We start from the raw sequence: 22,373 nt of genomic DNA on the forward strand, positions 1-22,373 counted from the left end.
ATATTGAAGCCATTGCGGTAACCGAGTGGGACGAACCCCAAGCGGTCATCGGCAGCTATCTGCATCGCTATGCCTACCCCGACTTTTTTGCTGCCCACCAAGCCCAGAAACAGCAACTACAAACCTCACACGAACACAGCGCTGACCGCAGTCAATGTCTCCAACTGCGCGGTGAGTATTTATTTATTGCCGACGGCAAAGCAGGATTCAGAGTCTTAGATGTGGCCTCGGTTGAAAACAAGGGCATCTCGCAACGCTTAATCACCGCGCCTTATAGCGCGCTCGGCCACGACGCAAAAGTCGCCACTAAAAATGCCAGCTGTGTTGCGCTCCCCAGCATTCAGCCCATTGCCCCAGAACGCAATCAAGGCGACTTAATGCGAGTAGACAACAAGGAGCAAGCCTTTCATCCACTTTACAATTACGCCTATATCACCGACACCGAAGAGGGTCTAATTGTCGTTGACGTCAACACCTTTGCCGACGGTGAACCCCGCAATAACTTTATAAAAGCCGCGCTGCGCTGGCATGCCGACGGGGCCTTAAAGGGAGCCCGTCACATCACTATTGGCGGTCACTATCTTTACATCATCGCCGATGCGGGCTTGCTGGTCATAGATATAAACTCGCCCCTAGATCCAAAACTACTGCACACCATTGCACTCAACGACGGGCGCGCCTCCGCGCTGCAATTCCGCTATTTGTTTGTGACCGATGCCGACGGCATCAAACTCGTCGACGTCACCCTCCCAGAAAAAGCCCATTTATTACCCGAGTTCACTATGCCGCTTGCTGATGCCCAAAAAATCAGCCTGGCTAGGGGTTACGCCTACGTGGCGGCAGGACAGCAAGGTCTTGCCATCATAAAAATCGAGCGCCCGGAAAAGATGCAGTTACTGCAAAGTTATAATGGCGAAGGTCACTTGCAAGACAGCCGAGATGTAGTCATTGGCACAACTAACGCGTCACTGTTTGCCTATGTCGCTGATGCAAAAACCGGGCTGAACGTTATCCAATTAAGCTCACCAGATTTACAGCCAAAGTTTTACGGCTTTAACCCCGAACCAAAACCGCTTTGGATTGCCGGCAAGCAAACCGCCAGTCCGGCATTAAGTTTGTCCCGAGGCTTGGCTCGAGATCGTGCAGTGGACGAAAGTGGCGGTCAGATCGCGGTATTTGGACGACGCGGTGCGCGGCCAATGAATTTACAGGAAATGCACAAACTCTATTTAGATAAAAATGGCGAACCGTGGTTTGTGGAAGATACACCAAGCAAATCCGGATCCGGAGCGAAGCATGAATAGAACTAAGCAGCTCAGGCTTAATGACAGCACCCCGTGGCTAGGGCTTTGCTTACTTGCAATGCTTTGCTTTAACGCAGGATTGCTGCACGCAGCCAAGCTAAGCCCAAACGCCAGCGCAGCCACTGGTGCCGAGGCCAGCACTGAAGCCATGCACTTGGGTGTAGCTAGTTGTGCAAACAGCGTCTGTCACGGCCGAGCGGCGGCTGTTGAACAAGGCAATGTATTACAGAATGAATATCGCACCTGGGCGAAGTACGATAATCACTCACGCGCCTATGCCATTTTGAAAAACGCCGACTCAAAACGCATCGCCGCCAATATGGGAATTAAGGACGCAAGTCAGACGGCGGAATGTTTAGCCTGCCACGCCGACACCACGCCGGCCAACTTACGGGGCCCGAAGTTTCATATCTCGGACGGTATTGGCTGCGAAGTCTGTCACGGTGGCGCAGAAAATTGGATAGACTCCCATTACGGCGCCAATACCAGTTCACCTGCAGACAATGCCATCGCCAGGCATCAAGCAAATTTAAAGAATGGCTTATCACCAACCGAAGAACCCGCCTTTACAGCCAAGTTATGCCAGTCATGCCACCTTGGTAATACTAATCAACTCGCTACTCATGAAATGATGGCCGCCGGTCATCCTCGCCTACGCTTCGAACTAGACACTTGGCTGGCGCTAATGCCACCCCACCATAGCTACGATGCTGACTATCAGCAGCGGGGGAAAAGTAGTTTACCGACCACCCGCTGGCTAGAGGGCCGCATGCAGGCGGCGCAGGATTCGCTCACGGTGCTAGAACAGCACAGCATGCCACAGGGGCTATTCCCGGAGTTAGCGGTGTTCGACTGCCACTCTTGTCACCGCCCCATGGATACCCGCGTACAGCGCCCCCTCGCGGACAAGCAATTACTACCCGCAGGTGCAATTCGTATCAATGACAATGCGCTGCGAACTATTGTCACCGTGGTTTCGCTAAGAAATGAAATTTTAGGGCAGGAACTGACACTTGCGATTCGGCAGCTAAACCAGTCAACCGTCCTCAGTAAACAAGCACTGCAAGCAAGCAGCCGTAAACTCATGACCTTAGTAGAGAGGGCTAGACAAAGCATTGGTGATTCGGCGCTTAACGACAGTGAGCAACAGGCGATTACTCGCGCGCTACTCAAACAGGGAGCAAGTGGTGAGGTTCGAGACTACGCTGATGCAGAACAACTTTTCTTAGGATTACAAGTTCTCAGTTTTGACAAAAATAGTCCAACACGCGGCGCAAGGCGCTATGATGAAATCTTTACAGTTCTTAGCGATGAAAATAATTACACTCCACGTCGATTTAAAGCAGCAGTTCAAAAAGCTTTAAAAGCTGTCACGGAGAACTAATGCATGATCAGCATTTTAGGAAAAAGTAATATCGCTCAACGCGCGACAAACGAGGATCGTTTCGTCGCTGACAGCAATTGGGGAATAGCACTGGTTGCCGATGGTATGGGTGGGCCTGCAGCAGGTGAAATTGCCGCCAGTATCGTCGCCTACCAAGTAACAGACCTGCTTGACCAGCGAACTCCGCTCGCGGTCGCGGTGTATAGCGCGCATCAAGAAGTATTGCGCGCAGTAGAAGACGGACGTGGAAAACCCGGAATGGGTTCTACTGTCGTAGTAGCACACTTTAGTGGCCACCATTTTGAACTGGCTTGGATTGGCGACAGTCGCGCCTATTTATGGAACGGCGAACTACGGCAAATTAGCCGCGATCATTCGCAAGTTGAAGCCCTGATGGGTCGAGGTGAAATCAGCTATAGCGAGGCTATAAGCCACCCCAATAAAAATATCATTACCCGTGCTATTGGCCACGGCAAATTTAACGAGCACGATATTCCCCTTATTAAAGGCGCACTCTTTCGAGGAGAAAAATTATTACTCTGCAGTGACGGCCTATACGATGCCATGAGTGCCTGCGACATAGCGCGAGTAATGAATACCCCGATTTCAAGTGAACAACAGCTCGAACAGTTACTGGCAATTGCGCTGGCAAATAATGGCGCAGACAACATCACCGCGGTACTGGTCGATAGTGATGTGATACCCCAAGAAAACGAGATCATACCGACACTACCGGCAGTGGTCATCGCGCGCATCGACGGCTTCACCGAACATTTCACAAGCTAAAGAATATAAGACCCACACTACATTACCCATATTTATAGGAAGCAGAAAATGGCAAGCTTTAAACTACACGACACTGCCAGCGCCATTGACTATTTAATAACGGCGACAGAAACGTCGATTGGCCGCAGCCCAGAAAGCGATATCCGGCTGCTTAGCTCGAGTGTGTCTCGAAATCATGGCGTCCTAAAAATTAAAGATGACATCCTGAACTTTGAAGACTTTGGCTCGAGCAACGGCACGTACATTAACACCATCAAAGTAGTCGGCGAAACGGCACTTAAAAACGGTGATGCCCTGCAAGTTGGTGACTTTGAACTAAAAGTTCTCCTAGACACAGATGACGACACAACTACCTTTAATGGCGACGATGACGCCACTCAAATTGGGGCCTACAGTCCACCGGAAGTCGCACATGCTTCGCCACCAACTGCACCGGCTAAGACCACAGTGGAAACAAACATCCCCGCAATGTGGTCAGAGAACGCCGGGCTTGAGCAAGCTTCTGGCACCGTCTTTTTCTCTGAAGACGCCGGATCTGAAGCAAGCACTAGCTACCGCGATGGCAATTTAAATATAGCGCCCATAGGCGACACACCTCGTTTGATAGGCTTAAATCTCAGTATTCAGGGCGTCATCTATCCACTGGATACCGGCGTCACCAGCGTCTGGAAAATCGGCCGGGATCAACAACATGTCGATCTCTGGGTGGCCGAGTCAAGCGTCTCCGGACTGCACGCCCAGTTAATCAACGACGGACAGCGCTGGAAAGTCGTCAACTGGATGTCCACCAACGGCACCTTTGTTAACGAACTAAAGGGCTTATCAACTTACCTTAAAAATGGCGATATTATTCGTATGGGCATTGCCGAATTTGCCTTCGAGCTACCGACAGCGCCGCAAGGTTCCGTGTCGAAGGTCACGGCAGAAAGCCCGAAGAAGAAAGGATTTTTTGCGCGCTTGTTTGGTAAATAGCAAAGTATCTCTTACCTCCTCGTTACTATGTTGTGAACATAGGGCTAAGCTAGCTTGCGACTTTCTTCAAATATTGACACTGTCAACTTCAGGCGATATCTTGACGTCGTTCAGATATCGCGAGCCATGCTATGAGCATAGAAAACCAAAATTATCCCCATCTCCTTGCCCCTCTCGATCTAGGTTTTACTAGCCTTAAAAACCGGGTAGTCATGGGCTCGATGCACACTGGTCTAGAAGATCGCTTCTGGCAGTTCCCCAAACTCGCCGCGTATTTCGCCGAGCGAGCTAAGGGTGGCGTTGGCCTTATGATCACCGGTGGTTACAGTCCAAACCGCAGCGGCTGGCTTTATCCCGGCGCCAGTACCTTTAATTCCCGCTTAGATATTTACAACCACCGCAAAGTCACCAAGGCGGTACACCAAGCGGGGGGCAAAATTTGTCTACAAATACTTCACGCTGGTCGTTATTCCTATCATCCGCTGTCCAAAACCGCCTCAAGCAGCAAAGCGCCAATCAACCCCTTTAAGGCCCGCGCCTTAAGCACCCGCGGCGTAGCCAGTACCGTTAATGACTTTGCACGCACCGCGCAGCTGGCCCAAAAAGCGGGTTACGACGGTGTCGAGATCATGGGCAGCGAAGGGTATTTAATTAATCAATTTTTGGCACCCGCCACCAATAAACGCAAAGATCGCTATGGCGGCAGCCCAGAAAATAGACGTCGCTTCGCCGTGGAGATAGTGAGCGCTGCGCGTAAAAAAGTCGGCCCTAATTTTATTATTATTTTCCGTTTATCAATGCTCGATTTAGTGCCCGACGGCTGCACTCACGAAGAGATAGTAGACCTAGCCCGCGAGATTGAAGCCGCTGGCGCCACCTTGATTAACACCGGTATTGGCTGGCATGAAGCGCGCGTACCCACTATTGTCACCTCGGTGCCCCGCGCTGCATTTAGCGAAGCCACAGCCGCCATAAAGCGGGTGGTCAATATCCCCGTTATTGCCTCCAACCGCATTAATATGCCGGATATTGCCGAGCACATTTTAGCTAGCGGCCAAGCCGATATGGTGTCCATGGCCAGGCCCATGCTGGCCGACGCCGAATGGGTAAACAAAGCTGCCAGCAATCGTAGCGATGAAATCAATACCTGCATCGCTTGTAACCAAGCTTGCTTAGACCACACCTTTCAATTGAAGCGCGCTAGTTGCTTGGTAAACCCCCGCGCCTGCCACGAGACTGAACTGGTGTTTAAGCCCGCCTCCAAGGCCAAGAAAATTGCCGTGATCGGCGCTGGTCCTGCCGGGCTGTCCTGCGCCACTGCGGCGGCAGACTGCGGCCACGAAGTACATCTATTTGATCAGGCGGACAAGATCGGTGGCCAATTTAATTTAGCCAAGATCATTCCTGGCAAAGAGGAATTTGGCGAAACCCTGCGCTACTTCGGCAAAAAAATTGAACGTTCAGGGGTAAATCTCAGACTGAATCATCGCGTCGAGAAAGCCGAACTCATCAGCGGCGGTTACGACCATATCATCGTCGCTACCGGTGTTAGCCCACGCGCGCTGAGTATTCCCGGTATCGATCATCCTAAAGTGGTTTCCTACATCGACGTATTGAAAGGTAATGTCACCATCGGCAAGCGAGTCGCCCTCATCGGCGCCGGCGGCATCGGCTTTGACGTGGCAGAATATCTCGCCCACGACCACAGCACCGAGCTCCCCCAAAGCATTGCCAGCTGGTCTGCCGAGTGGGGCATAGACCAACACAGCGCAGAGCGCGGCGGGCTGGTAGCGGGCAAGCCCCAGCCCTCACAGCGAGAGATATTCTTACTTCAGCGCAAAACCACCGCGCCCGGCAAAGACTTGGGCAAGACCTCCGGCTGGGTGCACCGCGCCACCCTCAAGAACAAAGGCGTCAACATGCTCGCTGGCTGCAGCTACGACCGTATAGACGACCAAGGACTGCACATAAGCCAAGATGGAAAGCCGCGCTTATTAGAGGTCGACCACGTTGTTATCTGTGCGGGGCAAGAACCACTCAGAGAGCTTTACAATTCTGAGTCCGAGCAAGGCGCTAAATCAGCCCAGCGCTACCATCTGATCGGTGGCGCTAGTATCGCCTCAGAGCTGGATGCCAAACGCGCTATACGTGAGGGCGCTGAATTAGCAGCGAGTCTTTAAAAGATGATTTATCGGGATCGTGTGCACTGCAGCTTGAGTAATGACTCACTACAGCGCCGCTTTCTGCTGGGCAATTTTGAATGCTAAATTCTTGAGCTGCTCTACCTGGCTGCGCACCTCGAATAAAGCAGATGCAGGCTAGCTATATAAATTGGCTCACGATCTCAACCCAATTAAAACCTTGTTAAAACTATAGAAGACGAGCACGAGCCTTGAGTGAGGATTAAGCAAAATAGGCATAGGCCTGCCTCGCTATACTACTTGTTTAGCCTAAACCCTAAGCATTTCTGCTCAGACTCGCACAGCCGGTATAAAAGGAATCATAAGCAGTCTATAGCACCGCCGGCAAGCCGGTCATTTACTCGTCTGATTCCGTCTCTTCAAATTCAATATAAAGGCTGGGCTGTGCGCTAACGACCGGCACAATGGCTGCTGGCCTGCTCGGCGCTTGCTCAATGGCCGGCCTACCATAAGTCATGGAACTAAGTTTTACGGCTTCGGCCAAACTGCGAGCTTGCTCTCGCGGCGACATTGCCGTTAGGTTTTTTATGCCGACCTCTTCGTTGATTAGCTGCAACAGGCCGCCCACATACAGAACGTACTGCTCGGCATCCTCGGCATCAATCTCAATAATTTTGGCCGCTTCCTCGGCAACATAATAAGCGTGCAAGGCAGCTGTGTAAGCTTTATCGCATTCCCGCCTCACACCCTCGCGGTCACGATAATTCCTTTCGATAAACTCGCCGGCATAGTCGACCGACTCCTCGGCTTTGTCATAGCTCACCTCAGCGAAATCATCGGCGTCATTGGATTTTGCCTCGTCGAGTTTCTGTATTGCTTTATTTAAATAGGTGGTTTTTAAGGTTTCGATTTCAACTTCCGCGTAGTACTCGAGCACGCTGACTTCGTCGTTTTTCGCGCTTGCAAGCCGGCCGCCCTCTATATCGCGAATCAGGCCTTCCAGCTTGGTGGTCGCGTTGCGATAGAGCTTCGGGTGGAGAGTGTCAGTGTTTAGCTCCGCGAGGACTTTGCGGTGCTCAAGAACCCTGCTCAGGGTCAATTCCACCGTTGCTTTATTGCTATAGGCCTCTGCGACTAACTTTTTAGCGGCAAAAGCCGCACTGATTGCGGCAATTTTCTCTTCGGGCTCACGTGCATCCTTACTGAGCTTAAGTGCGCTCTGCAGCTTTTCTCTGGCGTTTTCCATATGTGAGGGTGCGTAAAACTGCAGCTCACTCGCAATCGCTTCTTCATAAGCAGCTGAGGCCTGTCTAATCGCATCTATTGGAGTGATATCTGCGTTGCTGGCTCGCGCCATGGCGTTTAATTCGATTTGTTCTCTGTTTGCCACATTGGTCGACATGCAGCCTGTCACTAAAACTAAAGAACTCGCTAGTAATAACAGATGAAATTGTATCGGCATTTATTGCTCCGTTTTTATTGAAATCCCTTCAAGATAGTATGTCGCTCACTGCCGCATAACAGGTGATGCGCCATTACTTAAAAATATAACAATATATGTCGTAATCGAAGGATAAACCATAGTGTATCCCCTAAGTCATAAAAAGAACGTTTATTAAATCCATGCCAACCTAAAGACTGCTTAACTAAAACTCCTCAGCTGCTTAAATTGAGCGCTAAGTATAAGAAAAGGCCAGAATGATATTAAAAAATCACGTTGTCGCAGCGTGCAGCGTATTTGTGTTTATATTTTGCTTTATAGTCAGCTGGTGGATCATTGCTGGACTAATACCTCCGCTATCACCGTCGGCAAAAGCAGAGGAAGTCGCGGCATTTTATCAAGGCAATCAACTCAGAATACAAATTGGTATCGCGCTAGCCATGTCCTCAGTAGCTTATATTATTCCCATGGCCAGCGCCCTCGGCTACCAACTAAGACGAATCGAAGACTCCAAGCCCATGCTAGCAAACGCTCAGCTCGCGTGTGCCACCGCCACCTTCGCTATTGTTACCGCAGCCCTTATCATTTGGTCGGTGGCCGCGTACAGGCCAGACAGACCCATTGAAATCACATATTTACTGAATGATTTAGCGTGGATTGGTTTTACAATGCCGGTATCCGGCATCGTGGTATGGATGCTCTGCGTGGGCCTTAGTGTATTTTCAGATAAAGCGTCAAACCCGATATTTCCCAGATAGGCGGGCTACCTAAGCTTGTTTTGCGCAACACTGACACTACCCGGCTTCCCTGTGGTGATATTTCAAAGTGGGCCTCTTGCTTGGAATGGTCTTTTATCCTTTTGGATCGCCCTAACTGCCGCTATTGCATGGATGATGGTTATGTCATTTTTAACCATCCGCGCCGCAATTACTGAATCAAATAACAGCGCAAGCTTGGCTAAGTAGCGAGTTAAAGAACTCGAACTCAAGTATAAATAACGAAGGTAGGAAAATGTTATTGGATTAGGTGGAATCGGAATTTGGCAGCTACTTGTCGTACTCGCCATCATAGTAATGGTATTTGGAACAAAACGGCTAAAAGGAATTGGCGGCAACCTCGGCGGTGCAATAAAGGGATTCAAAGACAGCCTGCAGGGTAACAGCGACAAAGGCGCCCCTCCGCCAATACACGACAGTAGCAAGGCAAAGATAAGTGAAAGCGCAGCAACAGACAAAAAATAATTGCGCAGCTTTGGCACCGTTTGAAACAGGGGATACCTATCGCTTAAGTCATACCTCGTATCACTTGCCTGTTTTCGGCGAGCACATTTTTTAACAAGCCGCTTGGCGGTGCAAGTCCGGCTTTGATCATTTTCTACAAAGCCTAGAGCGAGAATTAATCTATACAGCCCCGGGGCTGTATAGATCCTATTTACTTATAAACATAGGCCTATAACCATTTTGAAACTGTAGAGAGACCATAAGCATTTTTTAATGCATTTCTGATCAGTCTAGAATGAGGCGACCCCCAGAGGCAGATTCCCCCAGCTATTTGCTATATCACGCATCATTACTGAGTAATTCGCTAAACTCATATTGCAAAATTAGTACACAATACCCACTAACACCTCGAAATCTATTCGCATTGCTGTCTCGGCTTCTTTTATAAAAACAAAGTATTAAGGCTTAATTAGATCTGCGAACACCTTCCAGCTGTACATCCAATTTACAATGTGGCTATATCGCTGCCTCAACAAATAATTATAAGCTCTTTAATTAAATACCTAGCGACAATTAGGTCAATTCGTGGACACCCAAATCAGCTATCGCCGAAAATCACACCAAGATTTACAGATCGCCATCTGCTGCGCACTAATCTGGCTTCCACTCCCCCTAGGTAGTAATAGGCCGTGGTCAACTGGGTTGGTCATAGTGATCATTTCAGCAATTGGCTTTGTGTGGGCGATCCGCAGATGCAAACAAGCTGCAAAAAATTCTACCGCACTCACAAAAGCGAAACCGGCAATAATAGCCCTCGTTACCGTGCAACTATTAGTGGCCGTGCAGTATTTTGGTGGATTAAGCCTTGCCCCAAGCGAAACGTTTAATCACCTACTGCTAGGATCGGCGTATACGCTTCTTTTTATCCTCGTTCTGGATTTATTTACTACGCGTAAGTCGATCAATTTATTACTGGGCACAGTGGTTATCAGCGGCACTTTTCAAGCGTTTTATGGCTCTACCATGGCGCTATCGGGCTTAGACTGGAGTTTTTTTGCTACAAAAGAATACATGCAAGGCCTTGCTACTGGAACCTTTGTGAACCGCAACCATCTTGCCGGTTATCTGGAGATTGCCGCAGCATGCGGTATCGGCCTACTCCTAGCGCTTCGCGATCACCGCGCACTTTCACTTAAATCTATAATTGAGTGGATATCAGGCCCGAAAGCGCTCATTCGCATTGCGCTTGCCATTATGGTGATTGGACTGGTCATGACCCGCTCACGTATGGGCAACATCGCGTTTGTTTCATCGTTGCTTATAACGGGCGCTATATTGGCTGTCGCAACCCCAAAATACCGTTTGCGATTAGCTATAATTTTGGCAAGCCTATTGATAATTGATTTATTCATCGTGTCACAATTTTTTGGCCTCGACGAGCTACAGCAAAGACTAGTAAATACTCAGATCGATGACAAAGTCATAAGTGGCGAGGTGACCGTAAAGCAGAATGTTAATCGAGACGAAGTTCTAGACTATTCAGTTATTTTATTAAAGCAGCATGCCTTATTAGGCAGCGGAGCAGGCAGCTTTGAAGTGATATTCCCATCGGTCGCCGGACCAGATATCACCCATCATTTTGAGCACGCCCACAACGATTATATTCAATTCGTGATCGAGTACGGCATTGCCGCTTCGGCAGCGCTCATTTTCTTTGTCTTGCACACTTTCTACCATGGAACTAAGGCGTTGTGCCTTACTAACTCGACCTACCGAAGTGGAATTGGATTTGCTTGCGTGATGGGACTAACTGCGATTGGAATACACTCATTAGCCGACTTTAATCTGCAAATTCCTGCAAACGCGGCAACGGTACTTGTGATAGCTTCACTGGGGCTACTGGCTAGGTTCCATACCCGCCCAGGCTAAACTGCTCAGATAAAAGCGGGGAGTTAAAAAGTGCAAGCGCCTATTAAATCGCGACACCACTATAATTAAGCTTGCTTGATGGCATATCTGCGCTAGCTACGGGATCATCAATATCTCCTAGCAGCAAATCCACAATATCACCCTGGGGCTGGTAGTCGGTCACAAATCGCTTCAATAACTCCCGCAGCTTTGCCGCATCGCCACACCGCAATAGAACCTCCATTTGCCAAAGGGCATCTTCAACCTCAGCCCAGCTTAAATGGCGTTCGCTGGCGCTCATAATCATCGGATGGTCGGTGCTAGTAACCGCATCGTCAACCAAGAGCTCTTCAAAGAGTTTTTCACCCGGTCTTAAACCAGTAAAAACCACCTTAATATCCCCAGAACCATCGTCCTCGTTATAAGGCGAAGAGCCCGCAAGCTTAATCATTTTCAACGCTAAGTCTAAAATACGTATCGGCGAACCCATATCTAATACAAAGACGTCGCCACTCTGCCCCATAAAACCCGCTTGCAGCACCAAACTTGCCGCCTCAGGAATAGTCATAAAATAGCGGGTTATTTCTGGGTCGGTAATTGTAACGGGACCACCTTTTTCTATCTGTTCCTTGAATAAAGGGACAACAGAGCCAGACGAACCAAGCACATTACCAAACCGAACAATAGTGAAGTGGGTAGACGAACTGAGATCACGATCCGCAAGCCCCTGCAAAATCATTTCAGCAAACCGCTTACTGGCTCCCATCACATTAGTAGGGCGCACGGCCTTATCAGTCGATACTAATACGAAATGCTCAACACCACTATTTAAGCTAGCCTGAGCAGCATTTAAAGTGCCAAATATATTATTCCTTAGGCTAGACACCACATTATGCTCCACCATGGGAACATGTTTATATGCCGCAGCGTGATAGACGGTATCAACGGAATAACATCTCATGACCTGCTCAAGATGATCCCGACTCTGGACGCTACCCAATATCGGGATAATTCGAACGAAATCATACTTTTCTATTTTACTCGCTATAAGCTCACGCTCGATGGCGTATAGGTTATATTCCGATAGATCAAACAAAACAACGACAGCAGGTCCCTGACAAAAGATTTGACGGCAAAGTTCACTGCCAATCGAGCCACCAGCACCCGTCACCATCACAACCTTATTTTCGATATTAGCACCGAGTAGCGCTTCATTTGGTGGGACCACTGTGCGGCCCAGCAAATCAGTGATATCAATATCTCTAATATCGTCGGGTGTTACCCGGCCATCGGTTAGTTCTGCGAAACTCGGCAATACACGCACCCTAACGGGTAATAGACTTAATTTTTCTAACAAGAACTTTTTATGTTGAGGTGAAATAGCAGACATCGCGAGTAAAACATCATCAACTTCTCGCTCCTTTATCAAGCCCTCAAGGCTATCAAACGAGTACACCCTCAAACCGTTTACGCTGCGGCGATGTAACTTGGCGTTATCGTCGACAAATGCAATAGCACGCATTTTCGCGTCATTAGCCAGAGCATGCACCAACTGCACCCCTACTGCTCCAGCACCGTAAATAATTATATTACGGGCATGTTTCCGCTTAGCGCTATACCCAAAGGGGGACAGCTCCCGCAGAAAAAAGCGCATTGCAAAGCGCAAACCTAGCATCAGCGGCATAGCCAATAGCCATTGCATCAAAATCATAGAGCGAGGCAAACTAAGCTCTAACACTAAACAAATTGTCGCCCATGTTAGAACAGAAAAGCTAACCGCTTTAGCTATCACCCACACATCGTCAGCACAAAAATAACGAATCACCGAGCGATAAGCACCAAATCCGGCTAACACCATCACTCCCACCAGAGGAACGATAAGGCAGACCGCGCCATACTCCTGAAGTGGTGAGCCTGCATTCCCTAAGCGAACGTAGAGAGCAAACCACGCCGAGATGAATAGGGTTAGCGCATCAAGCGAGACGATCACAGAAAATTTGACTGAGCTGGGAGCAGACAGCAATACGCGCAATATAAGGGCAGCAGCCCCCTTATTTTCAGGATTTTCCAATCTATCGCCTCGATAATTGAATCATCCTTAATTACTCTTAGCATTTCTGGACCGACAGAAATCAAGCAATCCATTGCTGAGTGTATGAACATGTTCTTAGGCGGCTAATATACTACAGGCTAATTCTGAGAACTAGCCGTCATTTTGTGAGGATTCCCGCTATATCAAAGCCAAGGCAGGGCAGGGCAGGGCAGGGCTTAAAACAATGCACCATAATGAGCCTAATCACTACAAGGAAGCATTACTTGCAGGCCAATTCCGCCACCGTAGCAACCACCTCGCAGGTTTTCTGAATCTCCTCCGACGTCAAACTAGGATGCACCAAAAACATTACACTGCTCTCCCCCAATTGCTTTGCACTAGGCAAGCGCTCAGACGGGGATAGCCCTGCATCAACAAAGCACCTCTCCAAGTAGATCTCAGAGCACGAACCGGAAAAACAGGGAACACCGCGATCATTTATCTCAGCAACCACACGATCTCGGCTCCAACTTAATCCCAGCTTTTCAACCTGAATAAATGCGTAGCATTTATACCACCCATGCTCGATGTCAGGCGGGACATCAGGCACCCGAAACAAATCTGTCGCTCGCGCAGCACCCAATATTGCCAAAGCATTTACTTTACGCGCCTCGTGCCAACTGGGCATGCGGGCAAGCTGTATTCGACCAATCACAGCCTGCATCTCTGTCATGCGCCAGTTAGTGCCGAAGGAGTCATGCAGCCAACGAAAACCTGGAGCGTGCTCTCGCTCGTAGACCGCCTCCCAGCTTTTTCCGTGATCTTTATAGCTCCACATACGAGACCATAAATCTTTGTCGTTGGTGGTGACGATGCCTCCTTCACCGCCCGTTGTCATGATTTTATCCTGACAGAACGACCAACATCCAACGTGGCCTATAGAGCCGACCGAGCGACCTTTATACCTAGCCCCATGCGCTTGCGCGCAATCCTCAATGACATAAAGCCCATGCCTTTCCGCCAGCGCCATGATTGGATCCATATCACAAGGCCAGCCAGCCAGATGAACACAAACTATTGCCTTGGTTCTTTCTGTTATTAACGGCGCCACTGTTTCTGCAGTGATATTTTGAGACTCTAGATCAACATCAGCGAAAATAGGCGTAGCGCCTGCATTAACGATAGCCGACGCTGAGGCAAGGAAAGTTCGTGGTGACACAATAACCTCGTCGCCTAGACCGATACCGAGCCCCACAAAAGCCAGATCCAAAGCGACTGTTCCATTTGCCACTACTACGGCACATTCAACTCCGCAGAAAGCAGCAAACTCTCTCTCAAAGTCTCGGCCTTCCATTCCTGTCCAGTAGTTAACTTTATTTGAAAGAAGTACTTTCTTAACAGCCTCCCCTTCCTGTTCCGTAAATTTTGGCCAAGACGAGAAGCTAGACAAATTCGAACTCATTTAATAACGTTCCTACAACGTAACAACTGTTTTTCTCCAAGCAATCCGTTATATTTCACCGGAGAGTCCTGGCAGTTTCTTTAATACTTTAGCGGGGGAACCGACGTAAATATAATTCTCTTCCGCATCCCGGGTAAGAACACCACCCATGCCCAACATCGCTCCTTTGCCAAGCTGTATACCTTGCCTAATCGACGCCCCAGTTCCCACTTCAACTCCCGAGGATATATTCACGCTCCCAGAAATAGCCACCATCGGCGCGATCGTAACTAAAGAGCCAATAAAACAATCATGCCCAACAGTTACATTTAAATTGATAATGACATGTTCCAGAACTTCGACATCTACAGTCAATACACAGCCCGCACATATCACCGAACCGCTACCAACAATAACTGAACCAGACATGATGACAGAAGGGTGAATCAACGTTGCAAACGCTGGTGTACCACTGAACAGCATTTTATCAACCACCATTTTACGTATACGTGGACTCCCTATAGCCACTACAAATTCCGCATTAGGAAAATCCACCCAGCGATCAACGGCACCGAGTATTTGCTGCCCTCCTTGTTCTCCAACTAAGGCTTCGTCATCTAGAAAACCAAGAACGTTATACCCACAATCCTTAGCTAGCCAGGCCACCTCTCGACCAAACCCACCAAATCCCACAACTATAATATTTTTCATACTAATTCGCCGCTGCACAAAAAACACTTTGCCGTCAAACGTAACGATCGCATTATCAAACGGAAACCAAACTGTTAAGAAATTAGCTTCATCTAATCCAATGGCCTATTACGCTTAGCAACAGCGATAAAAAGACCATAATTCGGATTCCAAGGATTCCGAAAACTTAACATATTCAAAAGTATACTCTTCCAGCCAGGATTTGCTTTTGAAGATAAATCTGCTAAGGGAGAAAAAACTATGTCGACCATGAATTCATTCTTCAAAAATATATCTCGCAATTTATTGACAGGAAAACCTGTCCCTGGCTGATGATGTATTTCAGCCAGCAAATTTAATTTCGCCTGCTCAGTGTTTCTAAATATATACTTACTTTTAAGAAAATAACTAAGAAACCGATAAGCTATAAAACGCAAGTTAAATACCCATACTGCCAAAGGACTCCAGGCCATTTTTTCCTTACTAGGTTCCGAATCAAGTATAACACCACCAGGATACGCGCAAACTCGACACGACTCTAAAAGCACAGACTGCCAATCTTCAATATGATGCAATCCGGACGACTCAGTAACCAGAGAAAAAATATTATCTGAGAATGGCATATCAGAAGCATCACCACAAACAACCGCACAACCAGTATTTCTTCTAGCGTTTCTCAAATTAAGCAGTGAAACATCAAGTCCAAATTGCTTAAACCCTAAAGGGTTCAACCACTTAAGCACATGCCCTGGCCCGCAAGCATAATCTAGGTGAAAGCGATCGACGTAGTCACCGCTTGGAAGAACCACGCTAACAGCACTTCTAATCCGCTCACCAATCAAATAGTTCTTGCGAGTATATCTCTCATAATCATCCGATATCCCCTCATACACCTCTAAATTTGCGGAAATATTGTGATTTCCTTCCAAAGGATTAATACCAGAAAAGGCAGCTTTTAAATTATCAGACCAGATGATGGGTATGAAGTCTTTAGTAACAGGATAATTCTCAGAACAAATCAAACATGACAGAAACTTGTCATGCAATGGAAATGAAACACTAAAATCAGCATGCCCTTCACATAAAACAATATCACCACTCTTACCACACGATACACACCTTAATATCGAAATAGTGTCAAGAAAACTTGCTTCATAATCCATCAAACACACCCCCATCTACATATAATATATTTATAATCATTAAAAAGTTTTTAATATCAGATAGTTAAAGTCAAATTCAAACTTCATTCGAATCTCTTATTCAAGTCATCAGATGTTAATGAACAAAAATAAGCTATCAGGTAAAAAAATAAACATTGGCACTAGGTGGTTAGCAACTGACCTAAGACGCTAGCATTACGTCAATGCTTTCGCTAAAACATCTAAAAAGGAGAGATTATAAACCACACACCGAAAGCAAACTTATGAACATTATCAATCATTTCCGGTAAATCGTGACATTGTTGTTTCCGCATCACTATTTATGCCATCACGCCCAATAACCTTTTTTACTGTTAGCATCAGGATTTTTAGATCCAAGAAAAAAGTATGATTATCGACATACCAAACATCTAACTCAAACTTGTCTCGCCACTCAAGAAGATTCCTCCCATTAATCTGCGCCCATCCCGTAACCCCTGGCCTAACATCATGCCGTCTATTCTGTTTTTGAGTGTATAAAGGAAGGTAATCCATTAGAAGCGGCCTAGGGCCAACCAAACTCATATCCCCTTTAATAACGTTAATTAGTGTTGGGAGCTCGTCTAAACTAGTACATCTAAGCATCCGCCCAAACTTAGAGAGGCGAAGGTTATCCGGCAGCAACTCACCTCCTTCATCAACCGCGTCACTCATTGTTCGAAATTTAATTAACTTAAATGGTCGGCAACCTCTACCCGGTCTATCCTGAACAAAAAACACTCTCGGACCGATGAAGAAAAAAACTAAAACTGCCAAAAAAAACAAGGCCGGCATTATTAATAAAAATAATGTTAGCGAAAAAATCAGATCGAAAATTCTCTTTAGCATATTCCATCACTCAAAAAATTTTTAATACCCTTCTAATACGATTAACCATGCAAAATTACCATTCGATAGCCAGTCTACATTATTAAAAAATCACGAAATACTGAGAAAATATAAAGTAGTCAGAAATCAACGGAAAAATCCACATCATCGCCTCCAACGACAACCTCGAGAACACGAATCAACTTTTCAGCCAACACATCTCGATCAAAAAGGTCCTCAGCTAAGGCAAGGGAATTCCGACCGCAATTAACGACAAATTCCGGCGCACATAAAGCATCGCCAATCTTTTTAGCGGACTGTTGCAATGTCATATTCCACGTTACAAGTCCGCACTGATACTCCTCGACCAACTCTCTCTGCCAGCCGCCGTAGTTCAACAACACAGGCTTTCCCGCCGCCAAACCGTCAAAAAATTTGTTAGCGGAATTCGCTCGCATCTCTGGGATATCAACAAACAAACTACAAATAAACGTAGCCGAACCAAACAAAGCTGGCATGTATCTTTTTGGAAGGGAGGGTTCCATAAAAAAATTAATTCCCAATACGGCATTATCTACCGCCATCGAAGTGATCTTGTCACGCTCACTACCATCACCGACAACCAAAACCTTGACCTCAGGATGCGTTAACTTAAGGTAAGTCGCCATTTCCACGAGATACTCAACTCCATTTATTTTCCCTAGAGTGCCCGCGTAAACAAGCAACGGATCACCACCAAGCCAAGGCCTATCGGCTATAAATAATGCTACCTCCGATTCCGACACTGAAAACATATCTATGTCGCACGCATTTGGGATCACTGATATACGGCGACAAGGGTATCCCGCAGAAACAACTCCATCTCGCATGCCAGGTGACAGCGCTACAACAGCCGCCGAACTTTTATATGCCAAGCGTTCTAATCCCCTAGCTAAAAACCTTGACATAGGAGACTTTAAAGCACCCATCGCGATGGGAAGCTCAGGCCACAAATCACGGACTTCGAATACCATAGGGATATTCTTAATCCTAGACACATAAATCGCAGGAATGCAAATAGTCAAAGGAGTACTTGTCGCATAGACAAGATCTGCCCGTATAGACTGCGCGCGCGCAGCGCTAAAAAAAGCAAATTTGAAAAATGCGAACACACGTTTTGAATAAGACATACTGTTAGAATATGCGACCGGTAACCAGTGCACATTAATACCACCCTCGTTTGTCCTCACCCACTTTAGGTCATCAGAACGCTCACGCAACGATGTAATGACATGCACTTCGTGACCACGTGCAACCATACGCCTAGCCATTTCGTAAGACCGCGTCCCCCCATTCATATCCGGCGTATTAAAATACTGATGCAAATAAATTATCTTCATCTAAAAAATATCCCAAAAACCGTTAAAGGCTATCGTAAAATTCAATAAGCTTATTTTCTTCATTATCCCAATTATATACTTCATCAATTGCGCCTTTACCCCGAAGTCCCATTTCTTTAGCTTCAACGGAATTCTCAACCAAGCAATCTATTGCCTTAGCAATTTCAATAGGATCCTTTGGATTCACACATAATCCACATCCAACGTTTTTAACAATTTCTGTCAAAATTTTGAAATCAGAAGATATAACCGGAATACCTGCATTCATATATTCGAACATCTTAACAGGGAGAGCCTCAACATAACTGGCAGTTGGGTACAGTGTAACCAAACCTGCAACGGATCGAGATAACACTGCGTCAACCTCATCACGACTTAGATACCCTAAATAATCTACTTTTGACCAGCCCTTTCTCCTCGAAACTTTATCTTTTAAATTAGCAACACCAAATTTTCCACCTAACAACAAATAAACATTTGATCGACAAAGATCCATAGCATCTACAATTTCTAATATTCCTCGTGTTTCAGATATTGCTCCCACATAGCAGACAAATATTTTTCCATCCGTAGAAACAGAACCCGATACTCCCCGCCCCCTCTTAGTAGGGAAATTATTTACATCTATCACCTTCGAATTCATGATCGCGAACTTATTGCGAATAGTTGACGTAGCCGCAACCACTCCAGAAAATAAAGGAATAGCTAGTCGCTCAATGACTCGATAAGCACTCGACACAAGAAACGCAGTCGGCTTGTTAAAATAAGGCTTATCCAATATTTGTTTGGGAACATCTTCATGCGAATCGAAAACCACTTTTTTCCCACATAACCTAAGCAACAAACCAACAAAAATAAGCTCAGGGTCATGAATATGATAGATGTCTGCGCTGCTATTTATAGCTTGCCGGTAAACCCTCAGGCCAACTAAAAAAAAACGCTTTATCCTTCCACGCTCGGTACCGACGTCAGATATTGAGACGCCTGACAAAACCTCACACCCAATGCCGTCTGCAACAATTAGTGATACGTCATATCCAAATTTTACTAGAGAGAGACATTCTTTATGAAATATCCTAGTGTCATACCTTGGATGAACTGAAGTAATGTGTACAACATTTTTCCCCACAATCTATTCCCTCACAGCATAGAATTTGTCAAAATTCGATGCTTCACAATTAGCACACACCCCCCAAGAAAAAGCAGGAAGGATCCAAAAAACAGATTTAGAAAATATTATAAGAATAAGGCAAATAAGACTTAAAAAGAGCGCCAAAACCCAAGGAGATGACTCACCGTCAGTCTGAATAACTCCACGCAATGAAATAGCAAACGCGTAGATAGACAGGCCTAAATATAAAACAAAGCCCAGCAGCCCGTAATTAACCCAGGCTGAGAGCGCATTATGCGAGTAACCCCCAACCGAACCCGAATTCTCTATATGTCCTCCAAAGCTACCAAAAATAATACTACGATCGATTTGGTTGATCGCGGCATCTTGCAGAATCAGCCGCGCATTCCATGAGCTTGACGACTGTAAATCCAACACTTCGAACTGACGATTACTCAAGTCACTCTCGAGACCAAGAAATAACATAACCAATGCAACACACACACAAGCGACGCCCACCGCCAACCTAAACCATGAACGACGCAGAATCTCCAACAAAACGTAACAGATTAATGCGGCAACGAAGTAGGCGTAAAATTCAGACCTTGCACCTACATAAAAAAGCACTACACCGCCTACCATCCAAAAAGTCATACCAAGAATATTGCGTGGAATCGTTGTTATAAACATCAGTATAATGACCAAACAATTCCGAGAATAATTTTGATATGAAACTGAAGCATCGCCCCCCGAAAATAAAGCAAGTCCAGCATAATAAGCATTCCCGTTAATGCGATATAATAGAAATAATACAATTAATATCAGGGAGAGACTTACCGAAAATTTTATTGCGGAGCTGGATATCTCAAAATGTCTCCCAACGTAAAAAAGCGTGACATTTAACACAATAAGTTCTAATGTCTGGATAACTGCATATTTCGTATACTCTCCAGTATCAAAAAACAGATGAATAAATGTCCATAAAAATATGTAACTCAAATACAAAAAAAACATAGCACAAAACCAAGATACATACCGGTCAGTGCATAGATAATTATTGATAGCATATAAAACATAGAATACTAGAAATCCTACTGTAAATTTTCCAAAATACCCCTCAATAAAATCACTAATAAGACCCAAGTTAATTAGTGAATGATACAAAATAAACCCAGGGAATAGAAAAATAAACGCTACGTTGGAAAGCATAGCAACTGATTTCCCGGAACTATTAAAAACCATTGAATTTCAACTCGTATAGTATTTATATTCGATCAGCACCAATTAACACTCAAAAAGATAAACTATGTGCCATGATTTTTCCCCAAAGCCAGCTTATAAGAATAATAACCGCTAGCTAAGTAAAAGAAGCTGTATGAAACGCTATACGCAGAAAGAGATAAAATTATATTACCTTCATAAAATCCAGTTGCTATCGACAATATTACGAAAATCAAGAGACAGGATGTGAAAACCACATCAATCTTTTGCGCCTCGGCAATCATAAACATTGAGCTAAGAGGGCTCACAACAAACCGAATCATATACATAGGTGCCAGCACACGGATATAACCCCCAACCTCCCGCCACTCTTTACCAAATACGATTTCAAAGATATCAGGCGCGAACAAGTAAAGCACCGAAAACGGAAGTATCGAGAGCAATACCAACCTTAAAAAGGCTTTAGTAAAAACTCCCTCGCAACTACCAACCTTCGAATATTCGCTACTTGCCTGCTGGCGAAAAATATCTCCTATTGCGCTTGATAATATTGTCATTGGAGACCCCACAGCACGCTGTGCAAGCATATAATAACCTGCAGGAGCAGCCCCAAATAAACCGTTAAAAGAGATAGCTGGAGCTTGCGCCGCGATCTTGCTAATACTATGAGAAAAAATCAAAAATTTAGGGAAGTCTATGTACCGCCGTGCTACCCGAGTAATATCGATGAATCTCACTTGACGAAATTCATTCGAGTGCGAATTCCAGATTATTGCAACAAGTATTATCATTGATACTAGTTGCCCAGACAAATACCCGACGATTAAGCCAAGTCCACTCTCAACATATATACCAAAGCCTACTTGCACGCCAACAATTACTATCGAGTGAGTTATCTTATTTAACGCAATACTCCTATAATCCTTGTACCTATTGCACCAGTAATAAGCACATTGGTTAACTGCGACCATAAGCGCACTAATAGGGACAAGAAGAATCACGAGCTTAAAGCTATTATCCAGTTGAAACAGTGATTCGTTCAAAAATATAAAGTACATTAGAATAGATATGAGCATTATGAGCGCAATAAAAATTGCTATAGCCGCAGCGAGCACAAACAACGATGCCGCATCTCTCATTTTCTGCGGAACAACTATAGCCAACTCATATCGGCCGGAAATAAAAACAACAACAACGGTCATACATCCTAAGAATACTGCTAATGTACCGAAACTTTCTGGACCATATAATCGCGTTAGTAGTGGGCTCGCCAAAATAGGAATCAGCTGAGCTAGACCTGTACCGGTCATCAACGTCGCGACATTCCGCACAAA

Annotated in this window: 18 protein-coding genes; 8 read left to right on the forward strand and 10 right to left on the reverse strand. The window is 46.1% G+C overall.

The genetic code is table 11. The features are described 5' to 3' along the window. From ACI955_RS12830 to ACI955_RS12850, 5 genes are all read left to right on the forward strand, one after another. Nucleotides 1-1,304, forward strand: a 1,304-nt coding sequence (locus ACI955_RS12830; protein ID WP_415244142.1) for an LVIVD repeat-containing protein, incomplete at its 5' end; no start/stop codon positions are given. After that, nucleotides 1,297-2,688 carry a multiheme c-type cytochrome gene (locus ACI955_RS12835; RefSeq protein WP_415244143.1) on the forward strand — a complete coding sequence of 464 codons (1,392 nt, stop codon included), beginning with the start codon at nucleotides 1,297-1,299 and terminating at the stop codon, nucleotides 2,686-2,688. The genes ACI955_RS12830 and ACI955_RS12835, both read left to right, overlap by 8 nt. 3 nt (nucleotides 2,689-2,691) lie before the next feature. After that, nucleotides 2,692-3,474, forward strand: a complete 783-nt coding sequence (locus tag ACI955_RS12840) for a PP2C family protein-serine/threonine phosphatase (protein ID WP_415244144.1) — start codon at nucleotides 2,692-2,694, stop codon at nucleotides 3,472-3,474. Between the two features lie 48 nt (nucleotides 3,475-3,522). Further along, complete coding sequence (locus ACI955_RS12845; protein ID WP_415244145.1) at nucleotides 3,523-4,446, forward strand: FHA domain-containing protein; 924 nt, start codon at nucleotides 3,523-3,525, stop codon at nucleotides 4,444-4,446. Between the two features lie 131 nt (nucleotides 4,447-4,577). Then, the gene (locus tag ACI955_RS12850) at nucleotides 4,578-6,626 is read left to right on the forward strand and encodes an FAD-dependent oxidoreductase (protein WP_415244146.1); all 2,049 of its coding nucleotides are present in this window, start codon (nucleotides 4,578-4,580) and stop codon (nucleotides 6,624-6,626) included. A 358-nt stretch (nucleotides 6,627-6,984) separates the two neighbouring features. Here the strand turns inward: ACI955_RS12850 and ACI955_RS12855 are convergent, their stop codons facing one another. Further along, entirely contained in the window at nucleotides 6,985-8,049 is a 1,065-nt protein-coding gene (locus ACI955_RS12855; protein ID WP_415244147.1) for a hypothetical protein, read from the reverse strand. Nucleotides 8,050-8,285: 236 nt separating this feature from the next. Here ACI955_RS12855 and ACI955_RS12860 point away from each other — a divergent pair, with 236 nt between their 5' ends. From ACI955_RS12860 to ACI955_RS12870, 3 genes are all read left to right on the forward strand, one after another. Further along, nucleotides 8,286-8,786, forward strand: a complete 501-nt coding sequence (locus tag ACI955_RS12860) for a hypothetical protein (RefSeq protein ID WP_415244148.1) — start codon at nucleotides 8,286-8,288, stop codon at nucleotides 8,784-8,786. A gap of 258 nt (nucleotides 8,787-9,044) precedes the next feature. Continuing rightward, complete coding sequence (locus ACI955_RS12865; RefSeq protein ID WP_415244192.1) at nucleotides 9,045-9,269, forward strand: Sec-independent protein translocase subunit TatA; 225 nt, start codon at nucleotides 9,045-9,047, stop codon at nucleotides 9,267-9,269. A 690-nt stretch (nucleotides 9,270-9,959) separates the two neighbouring features. Then, entirely contained in the window at nucleotides 9,960-11,177 is a 1,218-nt protein-coding gene (locus ACI955_RS12870) for an O-antigen ligase family protein (RefSeq protein WP_415244149.1), read from the forward strand. Between the two features lie 43 nt (nucleotides 11,178-11,220). Here the strand turns inward: ACI955_RS12870 and ACI955_RS12875 are convergent, their stop codons facing one another. The 9 genes from ACI955_RS12875 to ACI955_RS12915 all read right to left on the reverse strand — a co-directional run bounded on the left by ACI955_RS12875 (nucleotide 11,221) and on the right by ACI955_RS12915 (nucleotide 22,370). Beyond that, nucleotides 11,221-13,227: a polysaccharide biosynthesis protein gene (locus ACI955_RS12875; protein WP_415244150.1), complete on the reverse strand. Its 2,007-nt coding sequence runs from the start codon at nucleotides 13,225-13,227 to the stop codon at nucleotides 11,221-11,223. Between the two features lie 241 nt (nucleotides 13,228-13,468). Then, nucleotides 13,469-14,650, reverse strand: coding sequence for a DegT/DnrJ/EryC1/StrS family aminotransferase (locus tag ACI955_RS12880; protein ID WP_415244151.1), 1,182 nt, complete (start codon nucleotides 14,648-14,650; stop codon nucleotides 13,469-13,471). A gap of 48 nt (nucleotides 14,651-14,698) precedes the next feature. Next, entirely contained in the window at nucleotides 14,699-15,340 is a 642-nt protein-coding gene (locus ACI955_RS12885) for an acetyltransferase (protein WP_415244152.1), read from the reverse strand. A 92-nt stretch (nucleotides 15,341-15,432) separates the two neighbouring features. Next, on the reverse strand, nucleotides 15,433-16,482 hold the full coding sequence (locus ACI955_RS12890; RefSeq protein ID WP_415244153.1) for a class I SAM-dependent methyltransferase: 1,050 nt from the start codon (nucleotides 16,480-16,482) through the stop codon (nucleotides 15,433-15,435). Between the two features lie 273 nt (nucleotides 16,483-16,755). Further along, entirely contained in the window at nucleotides 16,756-17,349 is a 594-nt protein-coding gene (locus ACI955_RS12895) for a sugar transferase (RefSeq protein WP_415244154.1), read from the reverse strand. Nucleotides 17,350-17,468: 119 nt separating this feature from the next. After that, a complete protein-coding gene (locus ACI955_RS12900) occupies nucleotides 17,469-18,707 on the reverse strand; it encodes a glycosyltransferase family 4 protein (RefSeq protein ID WP_415244155.1) in 1,239 nt (412 codons plus the stop codon). A gap of 22 nt (nucleotides 18,708-18,729) precedes the next feature. After that, on the reverse strand, nucleotides 18,730-19,836 hold the full coding sequence (locus tag ACI955_RS12905; protein ID WP_415244156.1) for a glycosyltransferase family 4 protein: 1,107 nt from the start codon (nucleotides 19,834-19,836) through the stop codon (nucleotides 18,730-18,732). A gap of 3 nt (nucleotides 19,837-19,839) precedes the next feature. Next, the gene (locus ACI955_RS12910) at nucleotides 19,840-21,060 is read right to left on the reverse strand and encodes a hypothetical protein (RefSeq protein ID WP_415244157.1); all 1,221 of its coding nucleotides are present in this window, start codon (nucleotides 21,058-21,060) and stop codon (nucleotides 19,840-19,842) included. Nucleotides 21,061-21,122: 62 nt separating this feature from the next. Beyond that, nucleotides 21,123-22,370, reverse strand: coding sequence for a lipopolysaccharide biosynthesis protein (locus ACI955_RS12915; protein WP_415244193.1), 1,248 nt, complete (start codon nucleotides 22,368-22,370; stop codon nucleotides 21,123-21,125). Nucleotides 22,371-22,373: the final 3 nt, after the last annotated feature.

This window comes from Zhongshania sp. (genome assembly GCF_047636175.1).
Lineage (GTDB): Bacteria > Pseudomonadota > Gammaproteobacteria > Pseudomonadales > Spongiibacteraceae > Spongiibacter.